This is a genomic window from Microbispora corallina (genome assembly GCF_016863035.1).
In the GTDB taxonomy this organism is placed as follows: domain Bacteria; phylum Actinomycetota; class Actinomycetes; order Streptosporangiales; family Streptosporangiaceae; genus Microbispora; species Microbispora corallina.
Window position 1 is genome coordinate 200,238 of the sequence record NZ_BOOC01000014.1, and the last position, 25,839, is coordinate 226,076.

The 25,839-nt window shown below is 72.7% G+C and carries 32 protein-coding genes; 19 read left to right on the forward strand and 13 right to left on the reverse strand.

From position 1 onward, the window contains the following. Positions 1-67: 67 nt before the first annotated feature. Entirely contained in the window at positions 68-1,150 is a 1,083-nt protein-coding gene (locus tag Mco01_RS17720; protein ID WP_204057977.1) for an ABC transporter substrate-binding protein, read from the reverse strand. A 75-nt stretch (positions 1,151-1,225) separates the two neighbouring features. Further along, entirely contained in the window at positions 1,226-1,447 is a 222-nt protein-coding gene (locus Mco01_RS17725) for a putative acetyltransferase (RefSeq protein WP_204057978.1), read from the reverse strand. A gap of 97 nt (positions 1,448-1,544) precedes the next feature. Between Mco01_RS17725 and fdxA the strand changes: the two genes are divergently transcribed. From fdxA to Mco01_RS17760, 7 genes are all read left to right on the forward strand, one after another. Continuing rightward, positions 1,545-1,871 carry a ferredoxin gene (gene fdxA, locus Mco01_RS17730; protein WP_036332267.1) on the forward strand — a complete coding sequence of 109 codons (327 nt, stop codon included), beginning with the start codon at positions 1,545-1,547 and terminating at the stop codon, positions 1,869-1,871. Between the two features lie 103 nt (positions 1,872-1,974). Next, entirely contained in the window at positions 1,975-3,060 is a 1,086-nt protein-coding gene (dapC, locus tag Mco01_RS17735; RefSeq protein ID WP_204057979.1) for a succinyldiaminopimelate transaminase, read from the forward strand. A gap of 144 nt (positions 3,061-3,204) precedes the next feature. Further along, positions 3,205-3,849 carry a DUF4178 domain-containing protein gene (locus Mco01_RS17740; protein WP_204057980.1) on the forward strand — a complete coding sequence of 215 codons (645 nt, stop codon included), beginning with the start codon at positions 3,205-3,207 and terminating at the stop codon, positions 3,847-3,849. A gap of 22 nt (positions 3,850-3,871) precedes the next feature. Beyond that, a complete protein-coding gene (locus tag Mco01_RS17745) occupies positions 3,872-4,672 on the forward strand; it encodes a hypothetical protein (RefSeq protein ID WP_239103695.1) in 801 nt (266 codons plus the stop codon). 49 nt (positions 4,673-4,721) lie between these two features. Further along, the gene (gene dapE / locus Mco01_RS17750; protein ID WP_204057981.1) at positions 4,722-5,777 is read left to right on the forward strand and encodes a succinyl-diaminopimelate desuccinylase; all 1,056 of its coding nucleotides are present in this window, start codon (positions 4,722-4,724) and stop codon (positions 5,775-5,777) included. Positions 5,778-5,946: 169 nt separating this feature from the next. Continuing rightward, a complete protein-coding gene (locus tag Mco01_RS17755) occupies positions 5,947-6,708 on the forward strand; it encodes an LOG family protein (protein ID WP_204057982.1) in 762 nt (253 codons plus the stop codon). A 9-nt stretch (positions 6,709-6,717) separates the two neighbouring features. Then, positions 6,718-7,296, forward strand: coding sequence for an LOG family protein (locus Mco01_RS17760; RefSeq protein WP_204057983.1), 579 nt, complete (start codon positions 6,718-6,720; stop codon positions 7,294-7,296). Positions 7,297-7,363: 67 nt separating this feature from the next. Here the strand turns inward: Mco01_RS17760 and Mco01_RS17765 are convergent, their stop codons facing one another. Then, positions 7,364-7,648 carry a hypothetical protein gene (locus Mco01_RS17765; protein ID WP_051459064.1) on the reverse strand — a complete coding sequence of 95 codons (285 nt, stop codon included), beginning with the start codon at positions 7,646-7,648 and terminating at the stop codon, positions 7,364-7,366. 44 nt (positions 7,649-7,692) lie between these two features. Here Mco01_RS17765 and Mco01_RS17770 point away from each other — a divergent pair, with 44 nt between their 5' ends. After that, the gene (locus Mco01_RS17770; RefSeq protein ID WP_051459063.1) at positions 7,693-8,118 is read left to right on the forward strand and encodes a hypothetical protein; all 426 of its coding nucleotides are present in this window, start codon (positions 7,693-7,695) and stop codon (positions 8,116-8,118) included. 17 nt (positions 8,119-8,135) lie between these two features. Next, complete coding sequence (locus tag Mco01_RS17775) at positions 8,136-8,714, forward strand: DNA-3-methyladenine glycosylase I (RefSeq protein ID WP_204058079.1); 579 nt, start codon at positions 8,136-8,138, stop codon at positions 8,712-8,714. Between the two features lie 138 nt (positions 8,715-8,852). Here Mco01_RS17775 and Mco01_RS17780 read toward each other — a convergent pair whose 3' ends face one another. Then, entirely contained in the window at positions 8,853-9,632 is a 780-nt protein-coding gene (locus Mco01_RS17780; RefSeq protein ID WP_239103696.1) for an enoyl-CoA hydratase-related protein, read from the reverse strand. 1 nt (position 9,633) lies between these two features. Then, positions 9,634-10,407: a PaaX family transcriptional regulator gene (locus tag Mco01_RS17785; RefSeq protein ID WP_204057985.1), complete on the reverse strand. Its 774-nt coding sequence runs from the start codon at positions 10,405-10,407 to the stop codon at positions 9,634-9,636. Between the two features lie 181 nt (positions 10,408-10,588). Between Mco01_RS17785 and Mco01_RS17790 the strand changes: the two genes are divergently transcribed. Beyond that, on the forward strand, positions 10,589-10,756 hold the full coding sequence (locus Mco01_RS17790; RefSeq protein ID WP_076433904.1) for a DUF3117 domain-containing protein: 168 nt from the start codon (positions 10,589-10,591) through the stop codon (positions 10,754-10,756). An 80-nt stretch (positions 10,757-10,836) separates the two neighbouring features. Next, positions 10,837-12,243 carry a leucyl aminopeptidase gene (locus Mco01_RS17795; RefSeq protein ID WP_239103697.1) on the forward strand — a complete coding sequence of 469 codons (1,407 nt, stop codon included), beginning with the start codon at positions 10,837-10,839 and terminating at the stop codon, positions 12,241-12,243. A 64-nt stretch (positions 12,244-12,307) separates the two neighbouring features. Here Mco01_RS17795 and Mco01_RS17800 read toward each other — a convergent pair whose 3' ends face one another. Continuing rightward, positions 12,308-12,937 (reverse strand): O-methyltransferase, encoded by a 630-nt coding sequence (locus Mco01_RS17800; RefSeq protein WP_204057987.1) that lies wholly within the window; start codon positions 12,935-12,937, stop codon positions 12,308-12,310. Between the two features lie 186 nt (positions 12,938-13,123). On the opposite strand from Mco01_RS17800, the gene sigE reads away from it, so the two are divergent. From sigE to Mco01_RS17820, 4 genes are all read left to right on the forward strand, one after another. Next, positions 13,124-13,732 carry an RNA polymerase sigma factor SigE gene (sigE, locus tag Mco01_RS17805; RefSeq protein ID WP_051459060.1) on the forward strand — a complete coding sequence of 203 codons (609 nt, stop codon included), beginning with the start codon at positions 13,124-13,126 and terminating at the stop codon, positions 13,730-13,732. Continuing rightward, on the forward strand, positions 13,729-14,289 hold the full coding sequence (locus Mco01_RS17810) for an anti-sigma factor family protein (protein ID WP_036332257.1): 561 nt from the start codon (positions 13,729-13,731) through the stop codon (positions 14,287-14,289). The genes sigE and Mco01_RS17810 overlap by 4 nt, the downstream gene beginning before the upstream one ends. A gap of 106 nt (positions 14,290-14,395) precedes the next feature. Continuing rightward, a complete protein-coding gene (locus Mco01_RS17815; protein ID WP_239103698.1) occupies positions 14,396-15,703 on the forward strand; it encodes a S1C family serine protease in 1,308 nt (435 codons plus the stop codon). Between the two features lie 79 nt (positions 15,704-15,782). Then, a complete protein-coding gene (locus tag Mco01_RS17820; RefSeq protein WP_204057988.1) occupies positions 15,783-16,124 on the forward strand; it encodes a sec-independent translocase in 342 nt (113 codons plus the stop codon). A gap of 18 nt (positions 16,125-16,142) precedes the next feature. On the opposite strand, the gene Mco01_RS17825 is transcribed toward Mco01_RS17820, so the two are convergent. Genes Mco01_RS17825 through Mco01_RS17835 form a run of 3 tightly spaced genes read right to left on the reverse strand, consistent with a single transcriptional unit; the run spans position 16,143 to position 19,002 of the window. Beyond that, the gene (locus Mco01_RS17825; RefSeq protein ID WP_204057989.1) at positions 16,143-17,282 is read right to left on the reverse strand and encodes an Mrp/NBP35 family ATP-binding protein; all 1,140 of its coding nucleotides are present in this window, start codon (positions 17,280-17,282) and stop codon (positions 16,143-16,145) included. 56 nt (positions 17,283-17,338) lie between these two features. Next, positions 17,339-17,800, reverse strand: a complete 462-nt coding sequence (locus Mco01_RS17830) for a DUF1003 domain-containing protein (RefSeq protein ID WP_204057990.1) — start codon at positions 17,798-17,800, stop codon at positions 17,339-17,341. Next, on the reverse strand, positions 17,797-19,002 hold the full coding sequence (locus Mco01_RS17835; protein ID WP_239103699.1) for a magnesium transporter MgtE N-terminal domain-containing protein: 1,206 nt from the start codon (positions 19,000-19,002) through the stop codon (positions 17,797-17,799). The genes Mco01_RS17830 and Mco01_RS17835 overlap by 4 nt, the downstream gene beginning before the upstream one ends. A gap of 107 nt (positions 19,003-19,109) precedes the next feature. Between Mco01_RS17835 and Mco01_RS17840 the strand changes: the two genes are divergently transcribed. Beyond that, entirely contained in the window at positions 19,110-20,054 is a 945-nt protein-coding gene (locus tag Mco01_RS17840) for an EamA family transporter (protein WP_204057992.1), read from the forward strand. A gap of 75 nt (positions 20,055-20,129) precedes the next feature. Next, on the forward strand, positions 20,130-20,735 hold the full coding sequence (locus Mco01_RS17845; RefSeq protein WP_204057993.1) for a TIGR03086 family metal-binding protein: 606 nt from the start codon (positions 20,130-20,132) through the stop codon (positions 20,733-20,735). 83 nt (positions 20,736-20,818) lie between these two features. On the opposite strand, the gene Mco01_RS17850 is transcribed toward Mco01_RS17845, so the two are convergent. Together Mco01_RS17850 and Mco01_RS17855 are read right to left on the reverse strand one after the other, a co-directional pair. Continuing rightward, positions 20,819-21,208: a hypothetical protein gene (locus Mco01_RS17850; protein ID WP_239103700.1), complete on the reverse strand. Its 390-nt coding sequence runs from the start codon at positions 21,206-21,208 to the stop codon at positions 20,819-20,821. 29 nt (positions 21,209-21,237) lie between these two features. After that, positions 21,238-21,840: a biotin transporter BioY gene (locus tag Mco01_RS17855; RefSeq protein WP_204057994.1), complete on the reverse strand. Its 603-nt coding sequence runs from the start codon at positions 21,838-21,840 to the stop codon at positions 21,238-21,240. Between the two features lie 332 nt (positions 21,841-22,172). On the opposite strand from Mco01_RS17855, the gene Mco01_RS17860 reads away from it, so the two are divergent. Further along, entirely contained in the window at positions 22,173-23,105 is a 933-nt protein-coding gene (locus Mco01_RS17860) for an HpcH/HpaI aldolase/citrate lyase family protein (RefSeq protein ID WP_204057995.1), read from the forward strand. Positions 23,106-23,120: 15 nt separating this feature from the next. Here the strand turns inward: Mco01_RS17860 and Mco01_RS17865 are convergent, their stop codons facing one another. Together Mco01_RS17865 and Mco01_RS17870 are read right to left on the reverse strand one after the other, a co-directional pair. Beyond that, entirely contained in the window at positions 23,121-23,672 is a 552-nt protein-coding gene (locus Mco01_RS17865; RefSeq protein WP_204057996.1) for a DUF6529 family protein, read from the reverse strand. An 81-nt stretch (positions 23,673-23,753) separates the two neighbouring features. Beyond that, positions 23,754-24,500, reverse strand: a complete 747-nt coding sequence (locus Mco01_RS17870) for a hypothetical protein (RefSeq protein WP_204057997.1) — start codon at positions 24,498-24,500, stop codon at positions 23,754-23,756. 136 nt (positions 24,501-24,636) lie between these two features. Here Mco01_RS17870 and Mco01_RS17875 point away from each other — a divergent pair, with 136 nt between their 5' ends. After that, the gene (locus Mco01_RS17875) at positions 24,637-25,812 is read left to right on the forward strand and encodes a CPBP family intramembrane glutamic endopeptidase (RefSeq protein ID WP_204057998.1); all 1,176 of its coding nucleotides are present in this window, start codon (positions 24,637-24,639) and stop codon (positions 25,810-25,812) included. Positions 25,813-25,839: the final 27 nt, after the last annotated feature.

A 25,839-nucleotide genomic window follows, 5' to 3' on the forward strand; every position in this document is an offset into this window, starting at 1 on the left:
CGGGTGCCTCCGCGAGGTGTGTGGTGCCCGGGAGGTCCGCGCCGGGAGGTCGTGCCCGGGAGGTCCGTCAGCCCACGCTCTGCGCCCAGTGCGCCTTGAGGTACGCCTTGGCCTGGTCCTGCTCGGGAATCGTGAGGACCACCGGGGTGCCGGTCGCCGGAGGGAGCTTCTCCGCGGCGTCCCCGTCGAGGCTGCCCCGCATCTCCATGGCCTCCATGCGGGCCGGCCGGGCGAACGCCTTGAGATAGAGGTTCTGGCCCTCGTCCGAGAGCAGGAACTCCTCCCAGAGCCGGGCCGCCGCCGGGTGCGGGGCGCGGGCGCTGACCGCCTGGACGTAGTAGGAGGCGAGCACGGCGTCCTTGGGGATCGTGACGCGCCAGGTGGCGTCGCCGTTCTTGGCGACGGCCGCCCGGGCCGCGTTCATGTAGTCCCAGTCGACGACGGCGGTGGCCCGGTCGGGCTGGCCGAGCATGCCGGCCTTCTTGAGCCGGGCGAACAGGTCCACGCCCCGGGCCGCGTCCGCCCGGCCGCCGCTGATCGAGGCCGCCATCACGCCGCTGAACGCCGAGGCCACCCGCAGCGGGTCGCCGGGCAGCGCGACGAGCGCGCCCGGGCGCTGGAGGGCGCCGTACGACGCGGGCGCCGGGATCTTGCGCGGGTCGTAGCCGATGGACATGTAGCCGCCGTACGCGGCGTACCAGCGGCCCTTGTTGTCCTTGAGGTCGTCGGGGACGTCGGCCCAGCCCTTCACCTTGTACGGCGCGAAGCTCGCGGCGTTGGCGACGGCGACGTCCATGGACAGGTCGAACACGTCGGGCGCGTCCGCGCCGCCCTGCTTCTGCTTCGCCAGGTCGATCTCCTGCCTGCTGCCGGCCTCGGGGGCCAGCGAGACGACCTTGATGCCGTACTTGTCGGAGAACCGGTCGATGATCTCGCCGTACCCGACCCAGGTGCGGGGCAGGCCGACCACGTTGAGCACGCCCTCCTTGCGGGCGGTGTCGACCAGCCTGTCCATCGTGCCGAAGCCGGCGTGCAGGCTCGTGGCCCTGGGGTTGAGGGGCGGGAGCGGCTCGTCCGGGGCGCGTTCCGAGGAGCAGGCGGCGGCCGCCGAGACGAGCAGCGCGACTACAGCACAGGCACGTATGGTCACGCGCCGTATATTCGGCGCCGCGCGGCCCAGGGTCGAGGAGGCACGCGGGGACATTACCGATCTACGGCGGAAGGCTCAGCGGGAGGGCACGACCTTGGCCGCGACCAGCGTCTCCTCGGGGATCTCGACGGCCGTCCCGTCGCGTCTGCGGACGACGAGCACGCCGCCGTCCCAGGACTCCAACACGCCGACGGCGTCCCGGAAGCCGCCGGGCACACGCCGTCTCGTGGTGACCCGTCGTCCCACGTCCTGCGGGGTGACGGCGACCACGAGCCGCGCTCCGAGATGAGGGCTCACGAGGATTGCCCCCCTCCTGTTCCGGCTAGTCGGCGGGCACCGCAATACTAGGGCGTAGCAACCGCGGTCGAGTCGTGCAACCCAGAAGGAGCCCGAGGTGACGTACGTCATCGCGCAGCCTTGCGTGGACGTCCTGGACAAGGCGTGCATCGAGGAGTGCCCCGTCGATTGCATCTACGAGGGCGAACGCATGCTCTACATCCACCCCGACGAGTGCGTGGACTGCGGCGCTTGCGAGCCGGTCTGCCCGGTAGAGGCGATCTTCTACGAGGACGACCTTCCCGAGCAGTGGAAGGACTTCTACAAGGCCAACGTCGACTTCTTCGAGGACCTCGGTTCCCCCGGCGGCGCCTCGAAGGTCGGAAAGATCAACAAGGACCACCCCGTGGTGGCGGCGCTCCCGCCGCAGGGCGAGGAGCACTGAGCGAGCGGGCGGTCGGGCGACCTCGCGCCGCGTGAGCCCGCGCGAGGGGTCCGGCCCGTCGAACTGGGCGCTCCCCGAGCGCCCGTCACGACTGGGGGATTTCTTGATCGCGTTGCCGGACTTCCCGTGGGATCGGCTCGCGCCGTACCAGGACCTGGCGCGGGAGCATCCCGGCGGGATCGTCGACCTGTCGGTGGGCACGCCCGTCGACCCGGTGCCCGAGGTCGCCAGGACCGCCCTCGCCGGGGCCGCCGACAGCCCCGGCTACCCGCTGACGTACGGCACCCCGCGGCTGCGTGAGGCGGCCGCAGGCTGGCTGCGCCGGCGGCACGGCGTCACGGTCGACCCGGCCGACGTCCTGCCGACCATCGGCTCGAAGGAGCTCGTGGCCTGGCTGCCGACGCTGCTCGGGGTGGGGCCCGGCGAGCGGGTCGTGTTCCCCGAGCTGGCCTACCCGACGTACGACGTGGGCGCCCGGCTGGCCGGGGCGGAGCCGTACGCCGCTGACGGCCTGCTCGCGCTCGGTCCCGAGAGGGTGCCGCTCGTGTGGGTCAATTCGCCGTCCAACCCCACCGGCAAGGTCCTGCCGGCCGAGCACCTGCGCAAGGTCGTGGCGTGGGCGCGCGAGCGGGGCGCGGTGGTGGCCTCCGACGAGTGCTACATCGAGCTGGGCTGGGAGGACCAGCCCGTCTCCGTCCTCCACCCCGACGTCTGCGGCGGCTCGTACGAGGGACTGCTGGCGGTCCACTCGCTGTCGAAGCGGTCGAACCTCGCGGGCTACCGCGCCGGGTTCGTCGCCGGGGACCCCCGGCTCGTAGGGCGCCTGCTGGAGGTGCGCAAGCACGCGGGGATGATGATGCCTGCCCCGGTCCAGGCGGCGGTGGCCGCCGTGCTGGACGACGACCGCCACGCCGACGAGCAGCGGGAGCGGTACGCCCGGCGCAGGGCCGTGCTGCGCCCCGCGCTGGAGGACGCCGGCTGGCGCGTCGAGCACTCGGCCGCCGGGCTCTACCTCTGGGCGACCAACGGCGGCGACTGCTGGGACCAGGTCCGCGCGCTCGCGGAGCGGGGGATCCTGGTGGCTCCCGGCGACTTCTACGGCCAGGCCGGCCGCACGCACGTCAGGGTCGCGATCACGGCCACCGACGAGCGCGTGGACGCCGCCGTCGACCGCCTCCGCGCCACCTGAGCCCCGCCTGACGCCGCGGCCCGGCCACCGGCCGGGCCGCGCGTGCTGTGTGGCGCCCGCGGAGGAGGCGTTCACACGGGGGGATGTCCCGACCGGCGATCTCGCCGATGCGGGCGTGCCGCGCCTCCAGTAGGATCGCGCGCCATGACGACAGCGATCGTGCTCGTGCTGAGCCTGGCCACGATCGTCGTCGTGCTTGGCGCCTTCGTCATCACGGCGCGTCAGGGCCGGGTCCCCGCTCCCTTCCCGCAGCCTCCTGAGGAGGAGCCGCGGCGGGCTTCGCCCGCCGTCTCGCCCGGCGACCCCGACTACTTCGACCCGAGGACCATCAAGGTCGGCGACACCGTGTACGTCGAGTCCGCGCGCTACCGGGCCATCGGCGCGCTCTACGCCACGATGCAGGGCGAGCAGTGGACGGAGTACCTCCTGGACGAGGGCGCGCGGAGCTACCGCTGGCTGTCGGTCGAGGAACGGCCCAGGCCCGGCGGGGGCGACGCCCGGCACCTGGAGGTCCTGCTGTGGACCGACGTGCCCACGCAGGGCATGGTCCCGGCCAAGCACATGCTGATCGTGGACGGCATGGAGTTCCACCCCGTGGAGCGCGGCACCGCGGCGTTCCGTTCTGAGGGCGTGACTGGGCTCCCCGAGCGCGGCCTGCTCGACTTCGCCGACTACCGCGCGGCGGACGGGCGGCTGCTGTCGTTCCAGCGGGTCCAGGGCGGCCAGTGGGAGGCGTCGTACGCCCGCCCGCTGACGCCCGGCACGATCCGCGTGGAGCGTCTTCCCTGATCGGCCGGGTAGGTTCTCGTACGTGAATCGGCGCCTCTCCAGAACAGCCCTGACCATCGTGGTCATCGTCGTCCTGCTGACCGCCGCCATCTTCTACGGGGCCTACCACCTTCTGAAGAAGACGCAGCCTTTCGCTCTTGGCGAACACTGCCTGATCAGGACACCCGCCGGCTCGCTCGACCTGGACATCGACCAGGCCGAGGTGGCCGCCACCATCGCCGCCGTCGCCGCCCGGCGCGGGCTGCCCGAGCGGGCGCTGCAGATCGCCTACATCACCGCCATCCAGGAGTCCAAGCTCGCCAACCTCCCGTACGGCGACCGCGACTCGGTGGGGGTGTTCCAGCAGCGCCCCTCCCAGGGCTGGGGGACGGTCGAGCAGCTGCAGGACCCGGTCTACGCGACCCGGAAGTTCTTCGCGGCGCTGGAGAAGGTCAAGCACTACCGGACCATGCCGCTGCACGAGGCGGCCCAGGCGGTGCAGCGCTCGGCCGACGGCTCCGCGTACGCCGAGCACGAGCCGTCGGCGAAGATCCTTTCGGCGGCGTTCACCGGCCGCGTCCCCAAGGCCGTCCACTGCTGGTACCCGCCGCCGTCCAAGCCGCCGAAGCCGCAGGCCGAGGCGGCGCGCAAACAGCTCGTCCGGGCCCTGGGGACCGACGCCATGGCCAAGCGCGGCTGGCTGGTCGCCGCCTGGTACGTGACCCACGCCCAGAAGTACGGCCTGCGGCAGGTGAGCTACGACGGGGTGTCGTGGACGGCCGCCTCCGGGCATGACGGCTGGCTCAAGGACACCAAGGCCGACCACGCGGTCGAGGTGGCCTGACACCCTCTCCCCGGCGGCCGTCGCCCGCCGTGAACTAGGGTCAGGGGTCATGCGGCTTGACCTTGCCCAGGACGTGGGCGCGCTGACGGCGCAACTCGTGGACATCGAGTCGGTGAGCGGGCACGAGAAGGCGATCGCCGACGCGATCGAGGAGGCGCTCGTCCCGCTGGAGCACCTCACCGTGCGACGGGTGGGCGAGAACATCGTGGCGCGCACCGAGCTCGGGCGAGCCGAGCGCGTGGTGATCGCCGGGCACCTCGACACCGTGCCCGTGGCCGGCAACCTGCCGAGCCGGGTCGAGGACGGCGTACTCTACGGATGCGGCACGTCCGACATGAAGAGCGGGCTCGCGGTGCAGCTCAAGCTGTGCCTGCTCGACCGGCCCAACCGCGACCTCACCTTCGTGTTCTACGACTGCGAGGAGGTCGAGGCCGAGCGCAACGGGCTGCTGCGGCTCACCCGCGAGCACCCCGACTGGCTGACCGGCGACTTCGCGGTCGTGATGGAGCCCACGAACGGGCTGGTCGAGGGCGGCTGCCAGGGCACGCTCCGGGCGGAGATCGTGGCGCGGGGGGCGCGGGCGCACAGCGCGCGGTCGTGGGAGGGCGTCAACGCCATCCACGGCATCCGGCCGATCCTCGAGGTCCTGTCCGGCTACGAGGCCCGGCGGCCGGTGGTGGACGGGCTCGAGTACCACGAGGGCCTGAACGCCGTCGCCGTCCGGGGCGGGGTCGCGGGCAACGTCATCCCCGACGAGTGCGTGGTGACGGTCAACTACCGCTTCGCCCCCGACCTCACCCTCGAGCAGGCCTTCGACCACGTGAAGGAGCTGTTCGACGGCTTCGAGGTCCGGTTGGCCGACGGCGCCCCCGGCGCCCGGCCCGGCCTCACCCACCCGGTGGCGGCGGCGTTCGCGGCGGCGATCGGCGGCACCCCGCAGGCCAAGCTCGGCTGGACCGACGTGGCCCGGTTCTCCGCGCTCGGCGTCCCGGCCGTCAACTGCGGCCCCGGCAATCCCGACATCGCCCACACCCAGGGCGAGAACGTCAGCCTGGACAAGATCGTCGACAGCGAGCGCCGGCTCACGGCCTGGCTGACCTCCTGAGACGCCCGGCACAAAAGAAAGTGGCTTTCCTCGCCGGCCATTTGGCGGGGAAAGCCACTTTCGTCCCGAGCAGCACCCTCATCGCTTAGACGCAGCCTCGTCGAATCCCGGTTCCCCCTCTCCACTTTTAATTTCAAGATTGTTCGCCGGGCTCGACTAGCGTGTGGCCATGAACCACCAACGTCCCGAACGCCGCCAGGGCTCCTCCGTCGTCCGCGGCGACCTCGTCCCCGACTCGACGTACGACCAGCGGCTCCTCGACCGCAAGGGACCCACGCACTGGCTCCACGAGGACCCCTGGCGCGTGCTGCGCATCCAGTCGGAGTTCGTCGAGGGGTTCGGCGCCCTCGCCGAGCTTCCCCCGGCGGTCACCGTCTTCGGCTCGGCGCGGACGGGGGCCGACACCGCCGACTACGAGCTCGGCGTCCGCGTGGGCGCGGCCCTGGCCAAGGCCGGGTACGCCGTGATCACCGGCGGCGGGCCCGGTCTGATGGAGGCGGCCAACCGGGGGGCGCTGGAGGCGGGCGGCGTCTCCGTGGGCCTCGGCATCGAGCTGCCCCACGAGCAGCGGCTCAACGACTACGTCGACCTCGGCGTCGAGTTCCGCTACTTCTTCGTGCGCAAGACGATGTTCGTGAAGTACGCGTACGGGTTCGTCGCCCTGCCCGGCGGCTTCGGCACGCTCGACGAGCTGTTCGAGGCGCTGACGCTGGTCCAGACCCGGAAGGTCACGTCGTTCCCGGTGATCCTCATGGGCACCGAGTTCTGGTCGCCGCTGATCGGCTGGCTCCGCGACACGCTCCAGCGGACCGGCAAGATCTCTCCGCAGGACCTCGACCTCGTCTCCCTCACCGACGACCCCGACGAGGCCGTCCGCATGATCGTCGAAGCCGACCGGCGCCGGTCCGACGGCGGCTCCCGCGGTAAGTAGGGTGGCGGCGTGTTCATCTGCGTCTTCTGCTCCTCCAGCAACAAGATCGACCCCAAGTACGTCGCGCTCGCCGGCGAGGTGGGCGGCCGGCTCGCCGCGCGCGGCCACCATCTGGTGAGCGGCGGCGCGATCGTCTCCTGCATGGGAGAGGTCGCCCGGGCCGTACGGCGCGGGGGCGGCCGCACCGTCGGCGTCATCCCCCAGGCCCTCGTGGACATCGAGATCGCCGACACCGACTCAGACGAGCTGATCGTCACGGCGGACATGCGCGAGCGCAAGGGCGTGATGGACGCCCGCTCCGACGCCTTCCTCGTCCTGCCCGGCGGCATCGGCACGCTGGAGGAGCTGTTCGAGATCTGGACCAGCCGGGTGCTGGGGCTGCACGAGCGGCCGCTCGTCGTCCTCGATCCCTGGGGGCTGTACGCGCCGCTGCGCGCGCTCGTGGACGGGATGTACGAGCAGGGCTTCACCCGGCCCAACGTCTTCGACGCGATCTCGTGGGCGACCGACGTCGAGGAGGCCCTCGACCTGCTGGAGAAGCCCGTCCCGCACCTGCGCCCCACCGGCGAGGAGATCGGCGAGTCCTGACCCCGGACGTCTCGCCCCGGGCGCCCGCCTCCCCACCCCCGCCCGGACCCGCCGACGAGGGCGGCGGTCAGGCCAGGCCGCGCCGGGTGAGCGCCGGGGGACGCCGCCCGAGCAGGCACTCGGTCATGTCGAGCGCCTGCCGCACGGAACGGGCCGTGCCGGCGGCCGTACGGAAGACGGCGGCGCCGGCCCAGGCGAAGGCGGCCGCCGCGGCCACCGCCTCGGTCTCGTCGTCCGGCAGCGTCACGACCACCGTCCGCCCCTCGCGGGCCAGCGCGGACGCCTCGGGCAGCGAGGACGCCTCCGCCCAGCCCGGCTCCGCGGGGTCGCCCGGGCCGATCACAACGGTCATGCCTTCCATGCTCGCACGCATACGACTTGTGGCACGATTCGTATGTGCTGGTCGTACTCATCGTCGCCGGGCTCGCCGTGGTCGCCTGCGTGGTGATGGTCTCCCTGGGGCACGGCGGCGAGATGGCGGAGTTCCCTCCCGACGTGCCGCCGCTCGACCTGCCGGCGGCGGGTCAGCTCACCGCCGCCGACCTGATCGCGCTGCAACTGCCGATCAGTGTGGTGGGCTACAACACCCAGATGGTCGACGAGACCCTGCACCGGGTGTCGACCGCGCTGAGCGAGCGCGACACCCGCATCGCCGTGCTGGAGCAGCGCGTCGCCGAACTGCTGGCGGGCCGCCTGCAGGCCCGCCAGGAGGCGTACGCCCGCCCGGCCGACCCCCCGCGTACCGAACATCAGCCCGAGATCCCCTCCCAGGCCGCCAACGGCTGGGAGGCCGAGCGGGCCGACGCGGAGGAGACGTGGTGACACAGACACCGGAGATCATGGTGGACGGGCTCGTGCGCTGCGGCTGGGCCGGCGCGACGCCCGACTACGTGGCCTATCACGACGACGAGTGGGGCCGCCCGGTGCGCGGCGACGACCTGGTCTACGAGCGGATCACGCTGGAGGCGTTCCAGTCGGGCCTGTCCTGGCTGACGATCCTGCGCAAGCGCGACAACTTCCGGGCCGCCTTCGCCGGGTTCTCCATCCCCGCCGTCGCCGCGTACGGCGAGGCGGACGTCGAGCGCCTCATGGCCGACGCCGGCATCGTCCGCAACCGCGCCAAGATCGAGGCGGCGGTGGCGAACGCCCGCGCGGCGCTCGAGGTGCCGGGCGGGCTGTCGGAGCTGGTGTGGAAGCACGCCGAGGAGCCGGCGGCCGGACCCACGACGCTGGGCGACATCCCGGCCCAGACCCCGGGCTCGAAGGCCCTCGCGAAGGAGCTGCGTCGGCACGGCTTCCGGTTCGTCGGCCCCACCACGGCCTACGCGCTCATGCAGGCGATCGGCCTGGTGAACGACCACGTGGCCGACTGCTGGGTCCGCGAGACCGTCGCCGGCCTGCGCGCCGCCACCCGCTGAGGCCGGGCTCGGCGCGACCGCGCGGACCGGTCAGCGGTCCCAGACCAAGGCCCGCTCGGCGACCGCGCGGACCGTGGCGAGGCCGCTCGGCGACCGCGCGGACCGTGGCCAGGCCCGCTCGGCGACCGCGCGGACCGGTCAGCGGCCCTCGAAGCGCGGACGCTCCTTGTTCAGGAACGCCTTCGTCGCGGCGGCGTGGTCGGCGGTCCTCGCGCACTCGTCCTGCAGCTCCGCCTCCCGCTCCAGGGCGTCGGGGAGCGACCGCGACGCGGCGTGGTCCAGCGCCCGCTTGGTCGCGCCGTACGCCACGGTCGGGCCCTGCGCCAGCCGTACGGCGAGCTCCCGGGCGGCCTCCGCGAGCCGGTCGGCGGGGACGACCCGGGTGGCCAGCCCGAGCTCGGCGGCCCGGGCGGCGTCCACGACGTCGCCGAGCAGCAGCAGCTCGCGCGCCCGCGCCGGCCCCACCAGCCGCTGGAGCGTCCAGGACGCGCCCGAGTCGGGCGCCAGGCCGATGCCGGAGAACGCCATGGAGAACTTCGCGTTCTCCGCGAGGATCCGGAAGTCGCAGGCGAACGCCAGCGAGGCGCCCGCGCCGGCGGCGACCCCGTTGACGGCCGCCACGACCGGCTTGTCCATCGTCGTCACAGACAGGACGATCGGGTTGTAGTGCGCGCGGACGGTCCCAGCGAGGCCGCGGCCCGCCTCCAGGTTGTCGGCGTGCTCGCGCAGGTCCTGCCCTGCGCAGAAGGCGCGGCCCGCCCCGGTGAGCAGCACGGCCCGCACGGCCCGGTCGCCGGCGGCCCGGCGCAGCGCCCCGAGCAGGTCCTCCTTCATGGAGACGGTCAGGGAGTTCATCGCGTCGGGGCGGTTCAGGGTGATCGTGGCGACGGCCTCGTCGACGTCGTAGATCACGCTCATCTCAGGCGGCTCCATCCAGGTTGTGGTCGACGAACGCGGCGGCGGCCGGGAGCAGCCGGGCGGCCTCCTCCTCGAAGAAGGCGCGGGCCTTGTCGCCCGGCCATCCCGGCGGCAGCAGCTCCGCCGGCAGCCCCGGGTCGCGGAACAGGAAGTTGCGCCAGCCGTGCACCAACTTGCTGCGCACGGCGAAGACCCGGTCGTCCGAGGCCCGCGCCGGCAGCGACCCGACCAGGTCGACCGCGCTGGCCAGCCAATCCTCGTACGCCCTGGCGATGCCGTCCAGGTCCCACGCCCGGGCGAGCAGCGCGCGCGGGTCGCCCTCGAACGACGCCTCGAACCGGTGGGCCGCCAGGCGCAGGGCGTCGAGCTCCGGCGAGGGCCGGGGGCCGATCCAGGTCGTCTCCGACAGCGGCGCGTACCCGAGGAACGCCAGGTCGGCACGCAGGCGCTCCCGTCGCGCCCGATCCCTGACGGGCTCCACGACGAGCACGTGCCACCGGCCCGACCAGGGGCCGCCGCCCATGCCGTACACCCGGGCGGCCGCCTCGTCCAGGCGGCGCTCGCATTTCGGCGTGACCGCGTACCCGGGCCCCTGCGGGAGCCGTACGGGGTCGAGCCAGCCCTGCCTGACCATGCGGGAGATCGCGGTCCGGACCGCGGGCGCCGCGATGTCGAGCGGAGCGAGCAGCCGGACGAGGGCGGCCACCGACGCGCGGCCGCCGCGGGTGCGCAGGTGGTCCCCGTAAAGATCGAAAAGCGCGGCTCGGGCGTTCATCACCACCAGTGTGGGGTCATGGCGGCTCTGCCCACAATGCGCGATCAGCCCCCATTGATCCACTGAACGGAGCCAGGACGTTACCTTTTTGAGCTCGGAGGCGGGATAATAAGACATCACAGAAACGTGAATACGCCGGTTACCCTCCGGGGCGGCCGACAACGCGGGAAGGGATACACGCATGGCGGCGATGAAGCCGCGGACCGGTGACGGTCCGCTGGAGGTCACCAAGGAAGGACGGGGCATCGTCATGCGGGTCCCCCTCGAGGGTGGCGGCCGACTCGTCGTGGAGCTCTCGGCGGACGAGGCCAGCGCCCTCGGCGACGCGCTGAAGAAGGTCGTGGGCTGAAGCCCGCGACCTGTTCGTTTCCATGTCCGGCCCTGGCGACGGGCGTCTCCCTCGCCGGGGCCGCTCTGTTGGAGGTAGACGTGCCCATCGAGACCACGACGTCGCTCGCCGAGCGGCCCGCCGGCGAGCCTGAGCTGCTGGCCGTGCCCTTCGGGCCGGACCTCGCGCCCGCCGTCGAGCTGCCCGTCCCCGCGGCGGCCCTGCTGGCCCATTACGAGGCCAAGGGCGAGCCCGGCGAGATCGTCGAGGTCCCCGTCCCGCGCGGTGACGGCGTCGGCCGGATCCTGCTGTACGGCACGGGTGACGGCACGGCTCGCGCGCTGCGCCGGGCGGGCGCGTCGGTGGCGCGCAAGGCCAGAGGCCGGGCCTCGGTGACGGTCACGGTCCCCGGGGAAGGAGAGGTCGCCGCTCTCGCCGAGGGCGCGCTGCTCGCCACGTACACGTTCACCATCGGCAAGGGCGGCTCCTCGCCGGTGAGAGAGATCGTCTTCGCGGGCGGCGACGAGCGGGCCCTGCGGCGCGGCGAGGCCATCGCACGGGCCACCGCCCTGGCCCGCGACCTCGTCAACACCCCGTCGTCGGTCAAGACCCCCGCCTGGCTCGCCGACCAGGCCAAGATCGTCGCTGCCGACTCGGGCCTGGACGCCCGCGTCTGGGAGGGGGAGCAGCTCGCCGAGTTCGGCGGCATCCGGGCCGTCGGCCAGGGCTCGATCAGCCCGCCCCGCCTCGTCCGGCTCTCGTACGCCCCGCGGGACGCGCGGCGCCACGTCGTGCTGGTCGGCAAGGGGATCACGTTCGACACCGGCGGCCTGTCGCTCAAGCCCACCGAGGGCATGAAGGCGATGAAGACCGACATGGCCGGCGGCGCCGCGATCATCGCCGCGATGAGCGCACTGGCCGCGTTCGAGGCGCCCGTCCGCGTCACCGGCCTGGTGGCCTGCGCGGAGAACGCCATCTCCGGCTCGGCCCAGCGGCCCAGCGACGTCATCCGGCAGTACGGCGGCCGCACGGTCGAGGTGCTGAACACCGACGCCGAGGGACGGCTCGTGCTGGCCGACGCGCTCGCCTACGCCGACGCGGAGCTCGAGCCGGACGTCCTGATCGACGTGGCCACGCTCACCGGGGCGGCGAAGGTGGCCCTCGGCGTGAACCTCGGCGCGCTGTACGCGACCGACGAGCCGCTGGCGGACGCGCTGCTCGCGGCCGGGGAGGTCAGCGGCGACCGGCTCTGGCGGATGCCGCTGGTCGACGACTACCGCGACATGCTCGACTCCGACGTGGCCGACCTGGCCAACGTCGACAGGAAGATGTCCGGCTCGGCGGGCTCGGTGGCGGCGGCCCTGTTCCTCAGGGAGTTCACCGGCGGGCGTCCGTGGGCCCACCTCGACATCGCCGGCCCGGCCCGCGCCGGGTCCGACGACGCCGAGATCACCAAGGGCGGCACGGGCTTCGGCGTCCGGCTGCTGCTGAGCTACCTCGCCGGCTGAGCCACCTCGCCGACTGATTCACCTGGCCGGCTGAGCTACCTGGCCGGCGCCGTCCCCGCGGTGCTCAGGCGAGCCTGACGGCGGCGAGCAGGCCGTCGCCGAGGGGGAGCAGCAGCGGGCGCAGCCGCTCGTCGTTCCTGACCAGCTTGCCCAGCTCGCGCACGGCCACCGTGTCCGGGTCGCGCTGCGTCGGGTCGGCCACCTGGTCGTGGTGCAGGGCGTCGGCGAAGGCCACCACCCCGCCGACGCGCAGCAGCCGCACCGACTCGGTCAGGTAGTCGATGTACTCCTGCTTGGCGGCGTGGCAGAAGACGAGGTCGTACCCGCCGTCGGCGAGGCGGGGGAGCACGTCGAGGGCGCGGCCCCCGATCAGGCGGATCCTGCTGCCGGAGAACCCGGCCTCCGCGAAGGTCTGCCGCGCCATCCGCTGGTGCTCGGGCTCGACGTCCACACTCGTCAGCGTTCCGTCCGGGCGCATCCCCCGCAGCAGCCACAGGCCGGAGACGCCGCAGCCGGTGCCGACCTCGACCACCGAGCGGGCGTTGACCACGGTCGTGAGGAAGCAGAGCGCCGCCCCGCATCCGGGCAGGATCGGGCGTGCCCCGACCTCGATGCCACGCCGGCGCGCGGACCGCAGGATGTCGTCCTCCGGGACGAACTCCTCCGCGTACTCCAGGCTGGCCGGTGTCGCCATCGGCCTCTCCCTCCCCTGCTTCATCTTGGACGCAGCCTAGGGGAGTCGGCCCGGAACGGGAACTCACGCCACAACGGGGACGTTGCACGCTTTGAACGGTCTTTGTTCAAAGGCCGCTCTGCCCGCGGTGCGCAGGAAGGGGCGAAACCAGGCACTATGGCTGTAGCGACGATCCTGCAGAGAGGAATGCCGGTGGACGAACACGACCACCAGGCGGAGACTTCGGTGTCCGGCTGGACGCCTCCCACCTGGGAGGAGGTCGTCCGAACGCATTCCGCGCGGGTCTACCGGCTGGCGTACCGCCTGACCGGCAACGTGCACGACGCAGAGGACCTCACGCAGGAGGTCTTCGTCCGCGTCTTCCGGTCCCTGTCCAGCTACACGCCGGGCACCTTCGAGGGCTGGTTGCACCGCATCACGACGAACCTCTTCCTCGACATGGCGCGCCGCAGGCAGCGCATCCGTTTCGAAGGGCTGGCGGACGACGCCGCCGAGCGGCTGCACGGCCGGGAGCCGTCACCCGCCCAGGCCTACGACGACGCGCACCTGGAGCCCGACATCCAGGCCGCGCTCGACTCGCTGGCGCCCGAGTTCCGGGCCGCGGTCGTGCTGTGCGACATCGAGGGGCTGTCCTACGAGGAGATCGCCGCCACTCTCGGCGTGAAGCTCGGGACCGTGCGCAGCCGCATCCACCGCGGCCGCGCCCAGCTGCGGGAGGCGCTCGACCACCGGGCGCCCGCGGCGAACCGGAACAACGATCAAACCCCCCCTTCGATCAGCAGGGAGGGACTATGAGCCACCTCGGCGAGCGCGTCTCCGCGCTCATCGACGGCGAACTGGGCCACAACGACAGAGAACGCGCCCTCGCCCACCTGACCTTCTGCGCGGACTGCCGCGCCGAGGTCGACGCGTTGCGCGCGCTCAAGAGCCGACTGCGCTCGATGGACCCGCCGGCCATGCCGGCCGACCTCACGATGTCGCTGCTGCGCATGTCGGAGCCGGGAGGGCCGCTGCCGCCACGGATGCGGCCCTTTCCCGACCATCCGGCGTACGGCTCCGGGGGTCTTCCCGGCATGCACGTGGGCGGGCCCGTGGACAACCGGCCCCGGCGCCGTGACGCCGGATCCTCCGGCCCCGGACGGCCCGGCCGAGCCCGGCGCGCGGGATACGTCGCGGTCGGCGTGGCGTCCGCCGCCGTCGCGATCAGCACCATGTTCCTGGTGGGCGGCGGCTCCGCCCCGCAGACCCCCACACGGGGGGAGATGTTCGTGCCTCCGGTGCACAACCAGGCGCCGCTGGTGAGGTTGTCGCCGACTCCGTCACGGAGTGTGACGCCGACCCTTGCCCACTGACGGGCCACGACGTCATACGATCGGTCCCTGAAGCCGTCGGGGGCGCGTTCGGCGTCGCAGGGCGGCCGCCAGCGGATGTCGCCGTGCGCGAGGAGTGACTGCCCCGATGACCGACCACACGCGCTCGCACGACGCGTCGGACCGGCCCGAGCCCTCTCCCGGTGCCGAGGAACCCCGCTGGGGTCCTCTCGGCGGGCCGCCCGAGCCCCCGCCGCCCCCGCCGCCCCTGCCCGGCCCGTACGGGATGGGCCCTGAGTGGGCGCCGCCGCCCGCGCCCGCCCAGCCGCCGCAGCGGGGCCTCAACCTGGCTCTGTTCGCGGCGCTCGCGGTCGTCATCGCCCTGGTCGCGGGCGGCGTCGCGAGCTGGGGGACGTTCCTGCTGACGCGGTCGCCGTCGGGCACCGACCCGGGCTACTCGCTGGCCACGCCGTCCGCCGCTCCTACGGGCCGCGCCCCCGACTCGGTCGCCGGGGTGGCCGCGAAGGTGCTGCCGAGCGTGGTGTCGCTGGAGGTCAAAGGCAACGGAGAGGCCGGCACCGGCTCCGGCTTCGTCATCAAGGGCGGCTACGTCGTCACCAACAACCACGTGGTCGCCGTCGCCGCTCAGGGCGGCGAGATCCACATCCGCTTCGCCGACCGCAGCTCGCTCGGCGCGCGGATCGTCGGCCGCGACCCCAACTCGGACATCGCGGTGGTGAAGCCCGACGGGCCGATCAGGGCGCCGGAGCTCCCCCTCGGGAACTCGGACGGCGTCGTGGTGGGAGACCCGGTCATCGCGATCGGGTCGCCGCTCGGCCTGATGGGCACCGTCACCACGGGCATCATCAGCTCGCTGAACCGCCCGGTCGAGGCCGGAGGCTCCACCGGCTCCGACTACGCCCTCATCAACGCCATCCAGACGGACGCGGCGATCAACCCCGGCAACTCGGGCGGTCCGCTCGTGAACGCCGCCGGAGAGGTCATCGGGGTCAACTCGGCCATCGCGACGCTGGGCGGCAGCGCGGGCTTCGGCCAGCAGACCGGCAGCATCGGCCTCGGGTTCGCGATCCCGGTCAACCAGGTCCGCCGGATCGCCCAGGAGCTGATCACCTCGGGGACGGCCAGGACCTCGCGGATCGGGATCAGCATCGACCAGAGTTACCAGGGCCAGGGCGTGCGCATCGCCACGCAGGCCACGGGCGGGGCGACCCCGGTCACGCCGGGAGGCCCGGCCGACCAGGCGGGCCTGCGGCCGGGCGACGTCATCCTGGAGGTGGACGGCCGGCCCGTGGGCGACAGCCGGGAGCTGATCGTGAGCATCCGCAGCCGGGCCCCCGGCGACCGGGTGGCGATCAAGTTCCAGCACGACGGTGAGGTCAGGACGGCGACCGTGACGGTCGGCGCGGCCCCCGTCCCCTCCGCCGGTCCGTCCTGAGCAGGCGGCCATCGGCCGTCCTCATCGCCGATACGGGGCATTAGGCTGAAACCAGCTCGTCTTGCAGAAGGAGATCACCGTGTTCGGACTGGGCTGGCCGGAGCTACTGGCGCTCGTGGTGATCGCTCTGCTCGTGTTCGGCCCGGACAAGCTGCCTCAGGCCGCGTCCCAGGCCGGCCGTACGCTGCGGCAGCTGCGGCAGATGGCCAACAACGCGAAGGCCGACCTCCAGGCCAACCTGGGCCCGGAGTTCTCCAACTTCGACCCGGCCGACCTCAACCCGAAGACGTTCGTGCGCAAGCACCTGCTCGACGATCTTGAGAACGACTGGAACGGCACGCCCGCCGTTCCCGAGGTGGTCTCCCCGACGCCGGAGCTCGGCGTCGGGGAGATCCCGCCGTACGACAACGAGGCGACCTGATCCGGCCCCCGGCCGGGATCAGTGCTTGACCGGGGAGATGTCCAGCTTGAGGCCCTTGAGGCTGGTGGACTTCTTGCTCAGCGAGCCCGCGATCCGGCGCAGCTCGGTCGCGGCCGGGGAGTCGGGGTCGGTGAGGACGAGGGGCTTGCCCTCGTCGCCGCCCTCGCGCAGCCGCAGGTCGATCGGCACCTGACCGAGCAGCGGGACGCGGGCGCCGAGCGTGCGGGTCAGCGCGTCGGCCACGGTCTGGCCGCCGCCCTCGCCGAACACCGGGATCCGCTCGTCGCAGTGCGGGCAGGGCAGCCACGCCATGTTCTCGATGACGCCGGCGATCTGCTGGTGGGTCTGCGCGGCGATCGAGCCGGCCCGCTCGGCCACCTCGGCGGCCGCCTGCTGCGGGGTGGTCACCACGAGGATCTCGGCCGTGGGCATCCGCTGGGCCACCGAGATCGCGATGTCGCCGGTGCCCGGGGGCAGGTCCATGAGCAGGACGTCGAGGTCGCCCCAGTAGACGTCGGTGAGGAACTGGTAGAGCGCCCGGTCGAGCATGGGGCCGCGCCAGACGACCGGGGTGTTGCCCTCCGGCTTGAACATGCCGACCGAGATGACCTTGATGTCATGCGCCACCGGCGGCATGATCATGTCCTCGACCTTGGTGGGGCGGTCGCTCACGCCGAGCATGCGAGGCACCGAGTGGCCGTAGATGTCCGCGTCGACGACGCCGACCTTGAGCCCCGAGGACGCCATCGCGGCGGCCAGGTTCACGGTGACCGACGACTTGCCGACACCGCCCTTGCCGCTGGCGACCGCGAACACGCGCGTCAGCGAGCCGGGCTTGGCGAAGGGGATCTCCTTCTCCGGCCCGCGGTCGCCGCGCAGCTTGGTCTGCAGGTTCTTGCGCTGCTCGGTGCTCATGACGTCCATGTCCACCTGGACGCGGGCCACGCCGTCGATCCGGGACACCGCGGTCGTGACGTCCCGCGTGATGGTGTCGCGCATGGGGCAGCCGGCGACGGTGAGATACACGCCAACGCGCACCACCCCGTCGGGGGAGATGTCGACGCTCTTGACCATGTCGAGCTCGGTGATCGGCCGGCGGATCTCGGGATCGTTGACCGTCGCGAGCGCAGCCATGACCAGTTCTGGGGATGGTGCCATGAATCCATGCTATGGACTCAGGCGGTGTTGTCAGTACACCGACCCCGGGTATCAGGTCAGACCGGACGCCCCGTCAGGTCGTCGTGCAGGCGCTGGAGCTCCGACCTGATGTAATCCCTCGTCGCCACCTCGCCCAGGGCCAGCCGCAGGCTCGCGATCTCCCGCGTCAGGTACTCGATCTCCGCCTGGTTCCGCTCGGCCGTCATGCGGTCCTGTTCGTACTGCACACGATCCCGGTCGGCCTGCCGGTTCTGCGCCAGCAGGATCAGCGGAGCCGCGTACGACGCCTGGAGCGAGAGCATCAGCGTCAGGAAGATGAACGGGTAGGGGTCGAACTTGTACGGCGCGAACGTGTTCCACAGCAGCCACATCCCGACGACGACCGTCATGTAGACGATGAACCGGGCGGTGCCGAGGAACCGGGCGATGCGCTCCGACAGCCGCCCGAACGCCTCGGGGTCGTAGTACGGCCGCAGGCGTGGGGTCAGCTCGCGCGGCTGGTCGAGTCGCTCTGTCACTGTCGCTCCCGCCAGTCCTCCGGCAGCATGTGGTCGAGGACGTCGTCCACGGTCACGGCGCCCAGCAGGCGCCCGATCTCGTCGACGACGGGGATCGCGACCAGGTTGTACGTCGCGAGGTAGGAGGCCACCTCGGTGACGGTCAGCTCCGGCCTGATCGGGTCCACCGTGTTGTCTATCACGCTGCCGAGCAGCGTCGACGGCGGCTCCCTGAGCAGCCGCTGGAAATGCGCCACCCCGAGGTAGCGGCCGGTCGGCGTCTCGTTGGGTGGGCGGGTCACGTACACCATGGCGGCGATCGCCGGAAGCTGCTCCTGCTGGCGGATGTGCGCGAGCGCCTCGGCGACCGTCGAGGTCGGCGGGAGGACGACGGGCTCGGTGGTCATCATGCCACCGGCCGTGAACTCGCCGTAGCTCAGCAGCCGCCGGACCGGCTCGGCCTCCTCGGGCACCATGAGCCGCAGCAGCCCCTCGGCCTGCTCCGCGGGAAGATCCTGCAGCAGGTCGGCGGCGTCGTCCGGGCTCATCTCCTCCAGGACGTCGGCCGCCCGCTCCCGGTGGAGCCGGCTCAGCACGAGGACCTGGTCGCGGTCGGGCAGCTCCTCCAGGACGTCGGCCAGCCGGTCGTCGTCGAGCGCGGCGGCCACCTCGGCCATCCGCTTGCTGGGCAGCTCGTGCAGCATGTTGGCCAGGTCGGCCGGGCGCAGCGCCTCGAACGCCGCGAGGAGGTTGGCCGCCCCCTGGTCCTTCTGGATCACCTCGAAGCCGCCGACCTCGTCCCAGTCCACGATCAGCGTCTCGCCCCTGCGGCGGGTTCCGCGCCGTACGGCGACCTTCGTGACCAGCCACTCGGACGGCCGCGGCTGCTCCATCGCGAGGTCCTGGACGGTGACCGGGTCGCCCTTGTACTCCACGCCGAGGTCGAGGAGCTCCCCGATGGCGAGGGTCTCGGCGTCCCTGCGCTCGAAGCGGCGCATGTTGAGCTTGCCCGTGAAGATCACCGCGCGGGCCTCGATGCTGGTGATCCTGGTGATCGGCAGGAAGACGCGGCGGCGCGGCTGCACCTCCACCACGAACCCGTGGACCCGGGGCGGCAGCGGGCCGCGCAGCGAGACAACGACGTCCCGGATCCGGCCGATCTGGTCGCCGGCCGGGTCGAACACCGCGAGCCCCGCCAGGCGCGCCACGAAGATCCGATCCACCCTGCCAGGGTACGCAAGCCGCCCGCACGGACGCCGGGGGGATGCGGCGGAGGCGTCCATTGTGACAGGATCAAAGCACGTTATGGGTGATTACATGGGCGGGTGACATGAGGGCGGTCAGCCTGGGGATCGCGGCGGTCTCGGCGTTGTGCTTCGGCTTCTCCGGGCCGATGGCCAAGTTCCTGGGGGCGGCGGGGCTCACGCCGCTGGAGGCGGTCTGGGTCAGGATGGCGGGCGCCGGAGTCGTCCTGCTCCTGGTGCTCGCCGCCGTCCGGCCGAAGGCCCTGCGCATTCCCCGCGACCGCCTGCTGTTCTTCGCCGCCTACGCCGTGGTCGCCGTGGCCGCCGTCCAGTGCCTGTTCTTCCTGGCCATCACCCGGCTGCCGGTCGGGGTGGCGCTGCTCATCGAGTACACCTCGCCGGTGATGGTCGCGCTGTGGGTGCGGTTCGTCCGGCATGTACGGCTGCCGCGCTCGGCCTACCTGGGGGCGATCGTCGCCGTGGCCGGCCTCGCGGTCGTCGTCGAGGTCTGGGACGGTCTGCGCCTGGACGCCGTCGGACTACTGCTGGCCCTGGTCGCCTCCGCGTGCTGCGCCGGATATTTCCTGATGAGCGATTCCTTCGGTGACGACGTGGACACGCTCGGCCTGGTCGGCTGGGGGATGCTCGGCGCGGCCGTGGCCCTCGTGCCGGTGTCGCGCCCCTGGGACATCCCCTGGTCCGCCTTCGCCGGGAGCGCGAGCGTCGGCGGCCACTCCCTGCCCGTGGCCGGGGCCGCCGCCTGGCTGGTCCTGATCGCGACGGTCGTGGCGTACGTCACCGGGGTCACCGCGGTCCGGCGCCTGTCGGCCGCGGTGGGCGCGACCGTGGCGTCCATGGAGGTCATCGCGGGGGCGGTGATCGCCTGGGTGCTCGCGGGCGAGCGTCTCGGCCCGGCCCAGATCGTTGGCGGCGCGGTCGTGCTCGGCGGGGCCCTGCTCGCCCAGTCGGCGACCGTGCGGCTGCCGGCCGCCCACGACCCGGCGACCGCCGTCGAGGCCGCCCGCGTGTGAGGACGGTACGAGAGCCCGGATGCGGGGTCTCATTCCCGCCGGTCCGGCGCGCCGCGCCTCGGCAGACTCGTATCCGTGAACCGCGCATTCGACGGGATCGTCGACCGCTACGTCCTGGCCAGCGATGAGTTCGAGCGGAGGCTGCGGGAGGTGCGGCCCGGGCAGTGGTCCGGGCCCACGCCCTGCACTGGCTGGACCGTGCGCCATCTCGTGAACCACATGGCCGGGGGCAATCTCAACTACGTGCGTCTGCTGCGGGGCGGCACGAAGGAGGAGTTCCTGCGGCAGCGCGACGCCGACGTCCTGGGTGACGACCCGGTGGGCGCCTACACGCGTTCGGTGAGGGAGTGCGCCCGGGCGTTCGCCGGGGCGGGCGCCCTGGAGCGCGTGCTCGACTACCCGTTGGGGCAGGTGACCGGTGGGCAGGCGCTCGCCGTGCGGACCGCGGACAGCGTCATCCACACCTGGGACCTCGCCCGGGCCCTCGGGGTGGACGACGCCCTGGATCCCGGTCTGGTCGCGTGGGTCGACGACAACCTCGCCGAGATCTACGCCGGTCTGTCCGAGACTCCCGTCGACCTCCACACGACACACCGGTTCTTCGCCGCCCCCGACGGGACGCCCGGCCCCGGCGCGTCGCGGCAGGATCGGCTGCTGCACGTCATGGGGCGGCGTCCCTGACCGCGCCGCGACCGTTCAGGGCCGCTTTATAAATCCCGGCCGGCAGCGGGGCGGCGTGAGCCAGGCGACCGTGGCGCTGCCGGTCAGGACCCGCTGTCCGGGTCCGAGTCCGGGCGCGGCCTGAGCCGGACGACCGTGGCGTGCTCGGCCCAGCGGGCGGGCAGACCGGCGGCGTCGGGCGCGTTGAGACGGTCCTTCGCCAGGGCCGCCACCGCGTCGGCGGCGGCCGCCTGGTCGACGACCTCGACCGAGGCGGGGAAGCGGACGAGCCGCGAGCCGTTGTCCTTGCTCCGCAGCGTGACCTCGACCTCGGCCGACTCGGCGAGGCCGGGCAGCGACTGCTCGCCGCCGCCCGTCACCACGTAGATCGCGCCGTCGTGCCACACGTGCCACGCCAGCCGCGCCCCTGAGGGCAGCGCGAGCCACAGCACGCCCGACTTCTTCGCGCCCTCTTCGATGACCGCGATGCTCACGCCCCCAGCCTCTCACGCCGGGGTACGGATTACCTGTTGGCGAGACGCCAGGCCGCGGGCAGGAGACCGGCGGCGACGGCGATCTTCAGCAGGTCGCCCACGACGAACTTCCCTGCGCCCTCGACCAGGGCGGTGCCGAGGTCCATGCCCGTCACGGCGACCAGGACCGGCAGGCCGAAGGCGTAGATGACCAGGTTGCCGAGGATCATCGTGCCGACCGTGCGGGCCACCGTGCGGTCGCCGCCGTGCTGGGCGAGCCACCCCACCAGCGCCGCGGCGGCCACGAAGCCGACGACGTACCCGAACGTCGCGCCGCCGAAACCGTGCGAGCCGTGGGCGAACCACGGCACGCCGGCCACACCGGCGATCATGTAAACAGCCATGCTGAGGGCCGCGCGGTTCAGGCCGAGCGCGGCGCCGACGAGCACGACGGCGAGCGTCTGCCCGGTGACCGGGACGGGGGAGCCCGGCACGGGGACGCTGATCTGGGCCGCCAGGCCGGTCAGGGCCGCGCCGCCGAGGACGAGGGCGGCGTCGCGGAGCCGGACGCCCAGCGCGCCGGAGGCGGCCGGGAACGCGGGGACGAAATCGGAAAGAACGGCGGGGCGGGCCCCCGTGGCGGCGTTGACCATCGGTCACTCCTTGATGAGACGTTCGTGACCTCCGACCGGTCGGGGCACGGAGGATCTTTGCCTTCGTGCCCATTCTTCGGCTTCTGCGGGCAAAGCCCTACGGGCCCCGCGCCAAGAACGATTCGCTGGATTTGTAGGAGAGCCACAGCGGCACGAGGCCCGTACGCGAGGAGCGGGAGGAGATCCGGCCGCTCCCGGCGGCCGGGTTGTGGCACTCCTACCAAGACCGGTTCCGGCACTACCACCAACGACGAGTCCGGCGCTGCCCCGAAGGACACACGCCCGACGGCCCGGTGCGCCGCGATCCCGGCGGGCCTCGCTAGGGTGTGGCCATGCGCGCTCGACGATCGTGCCTGGCGGTGCCCGGCAGCAACCCCCGCTTCCTCGAGAAGGCGCAGGGGATCGCCGCCGACGAGGTGTTCCTCGACCTGGAGGACTCCGTGGCCCCCGGCGCCAAGGAGGAGGCCCGCCGCAACGTCGTGGGCGCCCTCCGCGAGGGCGACTGGACGGGCAGAACCGTCGTCGTCCGGGTCAACGACCTGACCACGCAGTGGACCTACCGCGACGTGATCGACGTGGTGGAGGGCGCGGGCGACCGACTCGACTGCCTCATGCTGCCGAAGGTCCAGGACGCCGCGCACGTGGTCTGGCTCGACACCCTGCTCGGCCAGATCGAGCGGGCGAACGGCCTCCCCGAGGGCCGGATCGGCATCGAGGCGCAGATCGAGAACGCCCGGGGGCTCGTCAACGCCGACGACATCGCCGCCTCCTCGCCGCGGCTGGAGACGCTGGTCTTCGGGCCGGCCGACTTCATGGCGTCGATCGGCATGCGGACGCTCGTGGTCGGGCGGCAGCCGCCCGGGTACGACGAGGGCGACGCCTACCACTACATCCTCATGCGCATCCTCATGGCCGCGCGGGCGCACGACCTCCAGGCGATCGACGGGCCGTACCTGCAGATCCGCGATCTGGACGGCTTCCGGGCGGTCGCCCGCCGCGCCGCCGCCCTGGGCTTCGACGGCAAGTGGGTGCTCCACCCGACGCAGGTGGAGACGGCCAACGAGGTGTTCTCGCCGTCCCAGGAGGACTACGACCACGCCGAGCTGATCCTGGACGCGTACGAGTACTACACGACGGTCGAGAAGCGGGGCGCGGTCATGCTCGGCGACGAGATGATCGACGAGGCGTCCCGGAAGATGGCGCTGGTGGTGGCGGCCAAGGGCCGGGCCGCCGGGCTGAGGCGCACCGGCGTCTTCACGCCGTGACGGCCGGCCCGGCCGTCAGAACCGCACGCCGAGCGTGGTGAAGAACCAGAACGACGAGGTCAGCCAGAGGCCGGCGAGCGCGGTGAAGACCAGGCCGCCGAGGACCGGCAGCGTCCACCCCGGCAGCCCCCGCTTGGGCAGCGCGAGCATCTTGGCCGTGAACACCCCGTAGAAGAAGCAGCCGAGCGCCGAGTGGACGAGCACGCGGGGCGCGTCGTACTGGGCGCCCAGCGAGTAGAGGCAGTGGAACGCCACCGGGACCGTCAGCACGAAGGCGAGGCGGCCGGACCAGCGGTGCAGCGGCGCCACCCACGAGCCGGTGACCGTGATCCTGCCCCACAGCGCCATGGCCGACAGCACCTGGACGACCGCCAGCAGCGCGGCCCCCGTCGTCAGCCAGGCCTTCATGGCGAGCGGTCCGGAGAAGCCGGCCAGGCCGACGGCGAAGCCGGTGGGGGCGTGGGCCCTGCCGTACACGCCGAGGGCGACGGCGACGAGCCCGCCGGCGAGGAGGGGGACGAGAAGCGGCGCGGCTCCGCGCGCCGGGGCGACCTGTGTGTGCGTCATGGGAGGCTCCTGCTGAGGTGATCGGGACGGGGGTCGTGGGGTGGGGCGCCGCCGTAGCGGCCGGGCTCCGGGGACGAGAGGTCAGGGCGCGAGGTCGTCGAGGAACGCGTCGGGCTCCTGCGGGCGCAGGGGGACGCCGTAGTAGTCGACGGGGGAGCCGGGCGTGAAGGCGGGCGCGGGCTCGCCGCTGCCGCCGATGCCCACGCGACCGACCTCCTGGCCGCTGGGCAGCACGATCCAGCCGCCGACGATCCTCGCGCCGCGGACGACGGCCGTCGCCCGGTAGAGCCCGGACGGCTTCCTGACGAGCGGGGCGACGAACCGCCACGTGGCGTCGCCGAACTGGATCTTTCCCTGGGCCCTGCCCTTGCCGAGGGCGGCCGTGATCAGGGAGTGCCGGCCCTTGAGGACGACCGTGTCGTCCGCGGCGGTCCCCTTCAGCCAGGATTCGATGCGGCCGTCGCAGAAGTACGCCACGGCCCGGCCGTCGCGTACGGCGATGGCGACGAGGCCGCCGTTCCCCTGGGCGACGCCGGCGTAGTCGGCCTTCTTCGGCGTGGTGTCCACGGCCGCGGGCTCGGTCTGCGCGGGCTCGGTCTGCGTGGAATCGGTCTGCGTGGAATCGGTCTGCGTGGAATCGGTCTGCGTGGAATCGGTCTGCTGTGGCGAGGCCGTCTGCCCGGGGGTGGTGGTGACCTCCACGGGAGGGGCGGTGGCCTGCGCGTCCACCTGGCGGAGGGCGGGCGCGGCCGTCACGCTGGCCGCTGCCAGGCCGGCCGCGAGCACGGCGCCCGCGGCGAGGGTGAAGAAGGGTCCTGAGCGGCTCATGTCATGCTCCTGGTCGATCTACCTGGTGTTTCCTCCTGCCGAGTGAACCCGGGCGCGGGCCGCCTGTCTGTGAACTTCTACGCAAAGGAGCAGGCCCGTCGAAAGGCGTCCCCGGGCGGGCGCGAACAATGGAGACATGAGCGAACCTCAGCCGGACCCGGCGGCCTCACACCCGGCCGGCCCGTCGCGGGACGAGCCCGCCGACGGCGGGGCCGGAACCGGTGCGCCTCACGAGGACCGGCCCGGCACGCCGCCGGCCGCCGGGCCGTACGCCGAGGGACCGTACGGGCGGCAGCCCGTCCCCGGTGGGGGACGGCCTCCCGAGCCGCAGTGGCCGGCCGGGCAGCCCATGGAGGGGCAGGGGCCGTGGGCGGGGCAGCCGTTCCCGCCGTATCAGTGGCAGCCGCGCGCCGCGTGGGCCGTGCCGCCTCCGGCGGGGACCCGCTACGACCGGCTGGCCCGGACGGCCGCGCACCGCTGGTGGCGGCCCGTCGTGGGCACGCTCGTGATCGTCGCCGCGTTCCTGGTCGTGTCGATCGGCGTGGGGCTGGTGGCCGCGCTGGTGTCGCTGCTGCTCGGCGCGCAGATGGCGATGGGCGGCGACCGGATCTTCGCCGATCCCGTCCTGGACCTCGGCGTCCACCTCGGGGTGATCGCCCTCGCGATCCCGCTGGTCTTCGGCGCGGCCTGGGCGGTCCAGCGGCGGCTGCCGGGGTCGCTGTCGTCGGTCGCCCTGCGCTTCCGGTGGAGATGGCTGGGGACATGCCTCGTCGTCGCCCTGGTCGCGGTCGTGCTCGGCCAGCTCGTGGAGGGGGCGACGCTGGAGGCCACCGGCGAGGACCCGGGCTATCGGTGGGCCGGGTGGGAGGCGTTCCTCCCTCCGATGATCGTCATCCTCGTGCTCGTGCCGTTCCAGGCGGCCGCCGAGGAGTACGCGTTCCGGGGGTGGATCCTCCAGTCCTTCGGCGCGTACCTGCGCAATCCCTGGCCGGGCATCCTGCTGGGGTCGGTGGCCTTCGCCGCCCTGCACGGGTACACCGACTGGGGCATCGCCTACGTCTTCGGGTTCGGCATCCTGATGGGCTGGCTCGCGATCCTCACGGGCGGGCTGGAGGCCCCGATCGCGCTGCACGCGACGAACAACGTGGTGGCGTTCGGAGTCGTCGCCGCCTCCGGGGACATGGGCGGGGCGCTCCAGCAGGGGTCGCTGCCGTGGCAGTCGCTGACCGGGACGCTGGTGCAGTTCGCCGTGTACGGCATTGCAATCGTCGTTATCGCCCGTAAGAGGGCAATTCAGACACTCTCCCGATAAATCTGACTAGAGAGGTCTGGTTCCGGG

Bases quoted from the DNA above. Each gene is read 5' to 3' on its own strand.
- Mco01_RS17800 (WP_204057987.1), bottom strand. From the start codon at position 12,937: ATGGCGACACCGGCCAGCCTGGAGTACGCGGAGGAGTTCGTCCCGGAG.
- Mco01_RS17825 (WP_204057989.1), bottom strand. From the start codon at position 17,282: ATGGCACCATCCCCAGAACTGGTCATGGCTGCGCTCGCGACGGTCAAC.
- Mco01_RS17755 (WP_204057982.1), top strand. From the start codon at position 5,947: ATGAACCACCAACGTCCCGAACGCCGCCAGGGCTCCTCCGTCGTCCGC.
- Mco01_RS17870 (WP_204057997.1), bottom strand. From the start codon at position 24,500: ATGAGCCGCTCAGGACCCTTCTTCACCCTCGCCGCGGGCGCCGTGCTC.
- Mco01_RS17785 (WP_204057985.1), bottom strand. From the start codon at position 10,407: ATGAACGCCCGAGCCGCGCTTTTCGATCTTTACGGGGACCACCTGCGC.
- Mco01_RS17775 (WP_204058079.1), top strand. From the start codon at position 8,136: ATGGTGGACGGGCTCGTGCGCTGCGGCTGGGCCGGCGCGACGCCCGAC.
- Mco01_RS17765 (WP_051459064.1), bottom strand. From the start codon at position 7,648: ATGACCGTTGTGATCGGCCCGGGCGACCCCGCGGAGCCGGGCTGGGCG.
- Mco01_RS17740 (WP_204057980.1), top strand. From the start codon at position 3,205: ATGACGACAGCGATCGTGCTCGTGCTGAGCCTGGCCACGATCGTCGTC.
- sigE (WP_051459060.1), top strand. From the start codon at position 13,124: ATGCCGGTGGACGAACACGACCACCAGGCGGAGACTTCGGTGTCCGGC.
- Mco01_RS17815 (WP_239103698.1), top strand. From the start codon at position 14,396: ATGACCGACCACACGCGCTCGCACGACGCGTCGGACCGGCCCGAGCCC.
- Mco01_RS17790 (WP_076433904.1), top strand. From the start codon at position 10,589: ATGGCGGCGATGAAGCCGCGGACCGGTGACGGTCCGCTGGAGGTCACC.
- Mco01_RS17860 (WP_204057995.1), top strand. From the start codon at position 22,173: ATGCGCGCTCGACGATCGTGCCTGGCGGTGCCCGGCAGCAACCCCCGC.
- Mco01_RS17875 (WP_204057998.1), top strand. From the start codon at position 24,637: ATGAGCGAACCTCAGCCGGACCCGGCGGCCTCACACCCGGCCGGCCCG.
- Mco01_RS17810 (WP_036332257.1), top strand. From the start codon at position 13,729: ATGAGCCACCTCGGCGAGCGCGTCTCCGCGCTCATCGACGGCGAACTG.
- Mco01_RS17865 (WP_204057996.1), bottom strand. From the start codon at position 23,672: ATGACGCACACACAGGTCGCCCCGGCGCGCGGAGCCGCGCCGCTTCTC.
- Mco01_RS17780 (WP_239103696.1), bottom strand. From the start codon at position 9,632: ATGAGCGTGATCTACGACGTCGACGAGGCCGTCGCCACGATCACCCTG.
- dapE (WP_204057981.1), top strand. From the start codon at position 4,722: ATGCGGCTTGACCTTGCCCAGGACGTGGGCGCGCTGACGGCGCAACTC.
- Mco01_RS17855 (WP_204057994.1), bottom strand. From the start codon at position 21,840: ATGGTCAACGCCGCCACGGGGGCCCGCCCCGCCGTTCTTTCCGATTTC.
- Mco01_RS17840 (WP_204057992.1), top strand. From the start codon at position 19,110: ATGAGGGCGGTCAGCCTGGGGATCGCGGCGGTCTCGGCGTTGTGCTTC.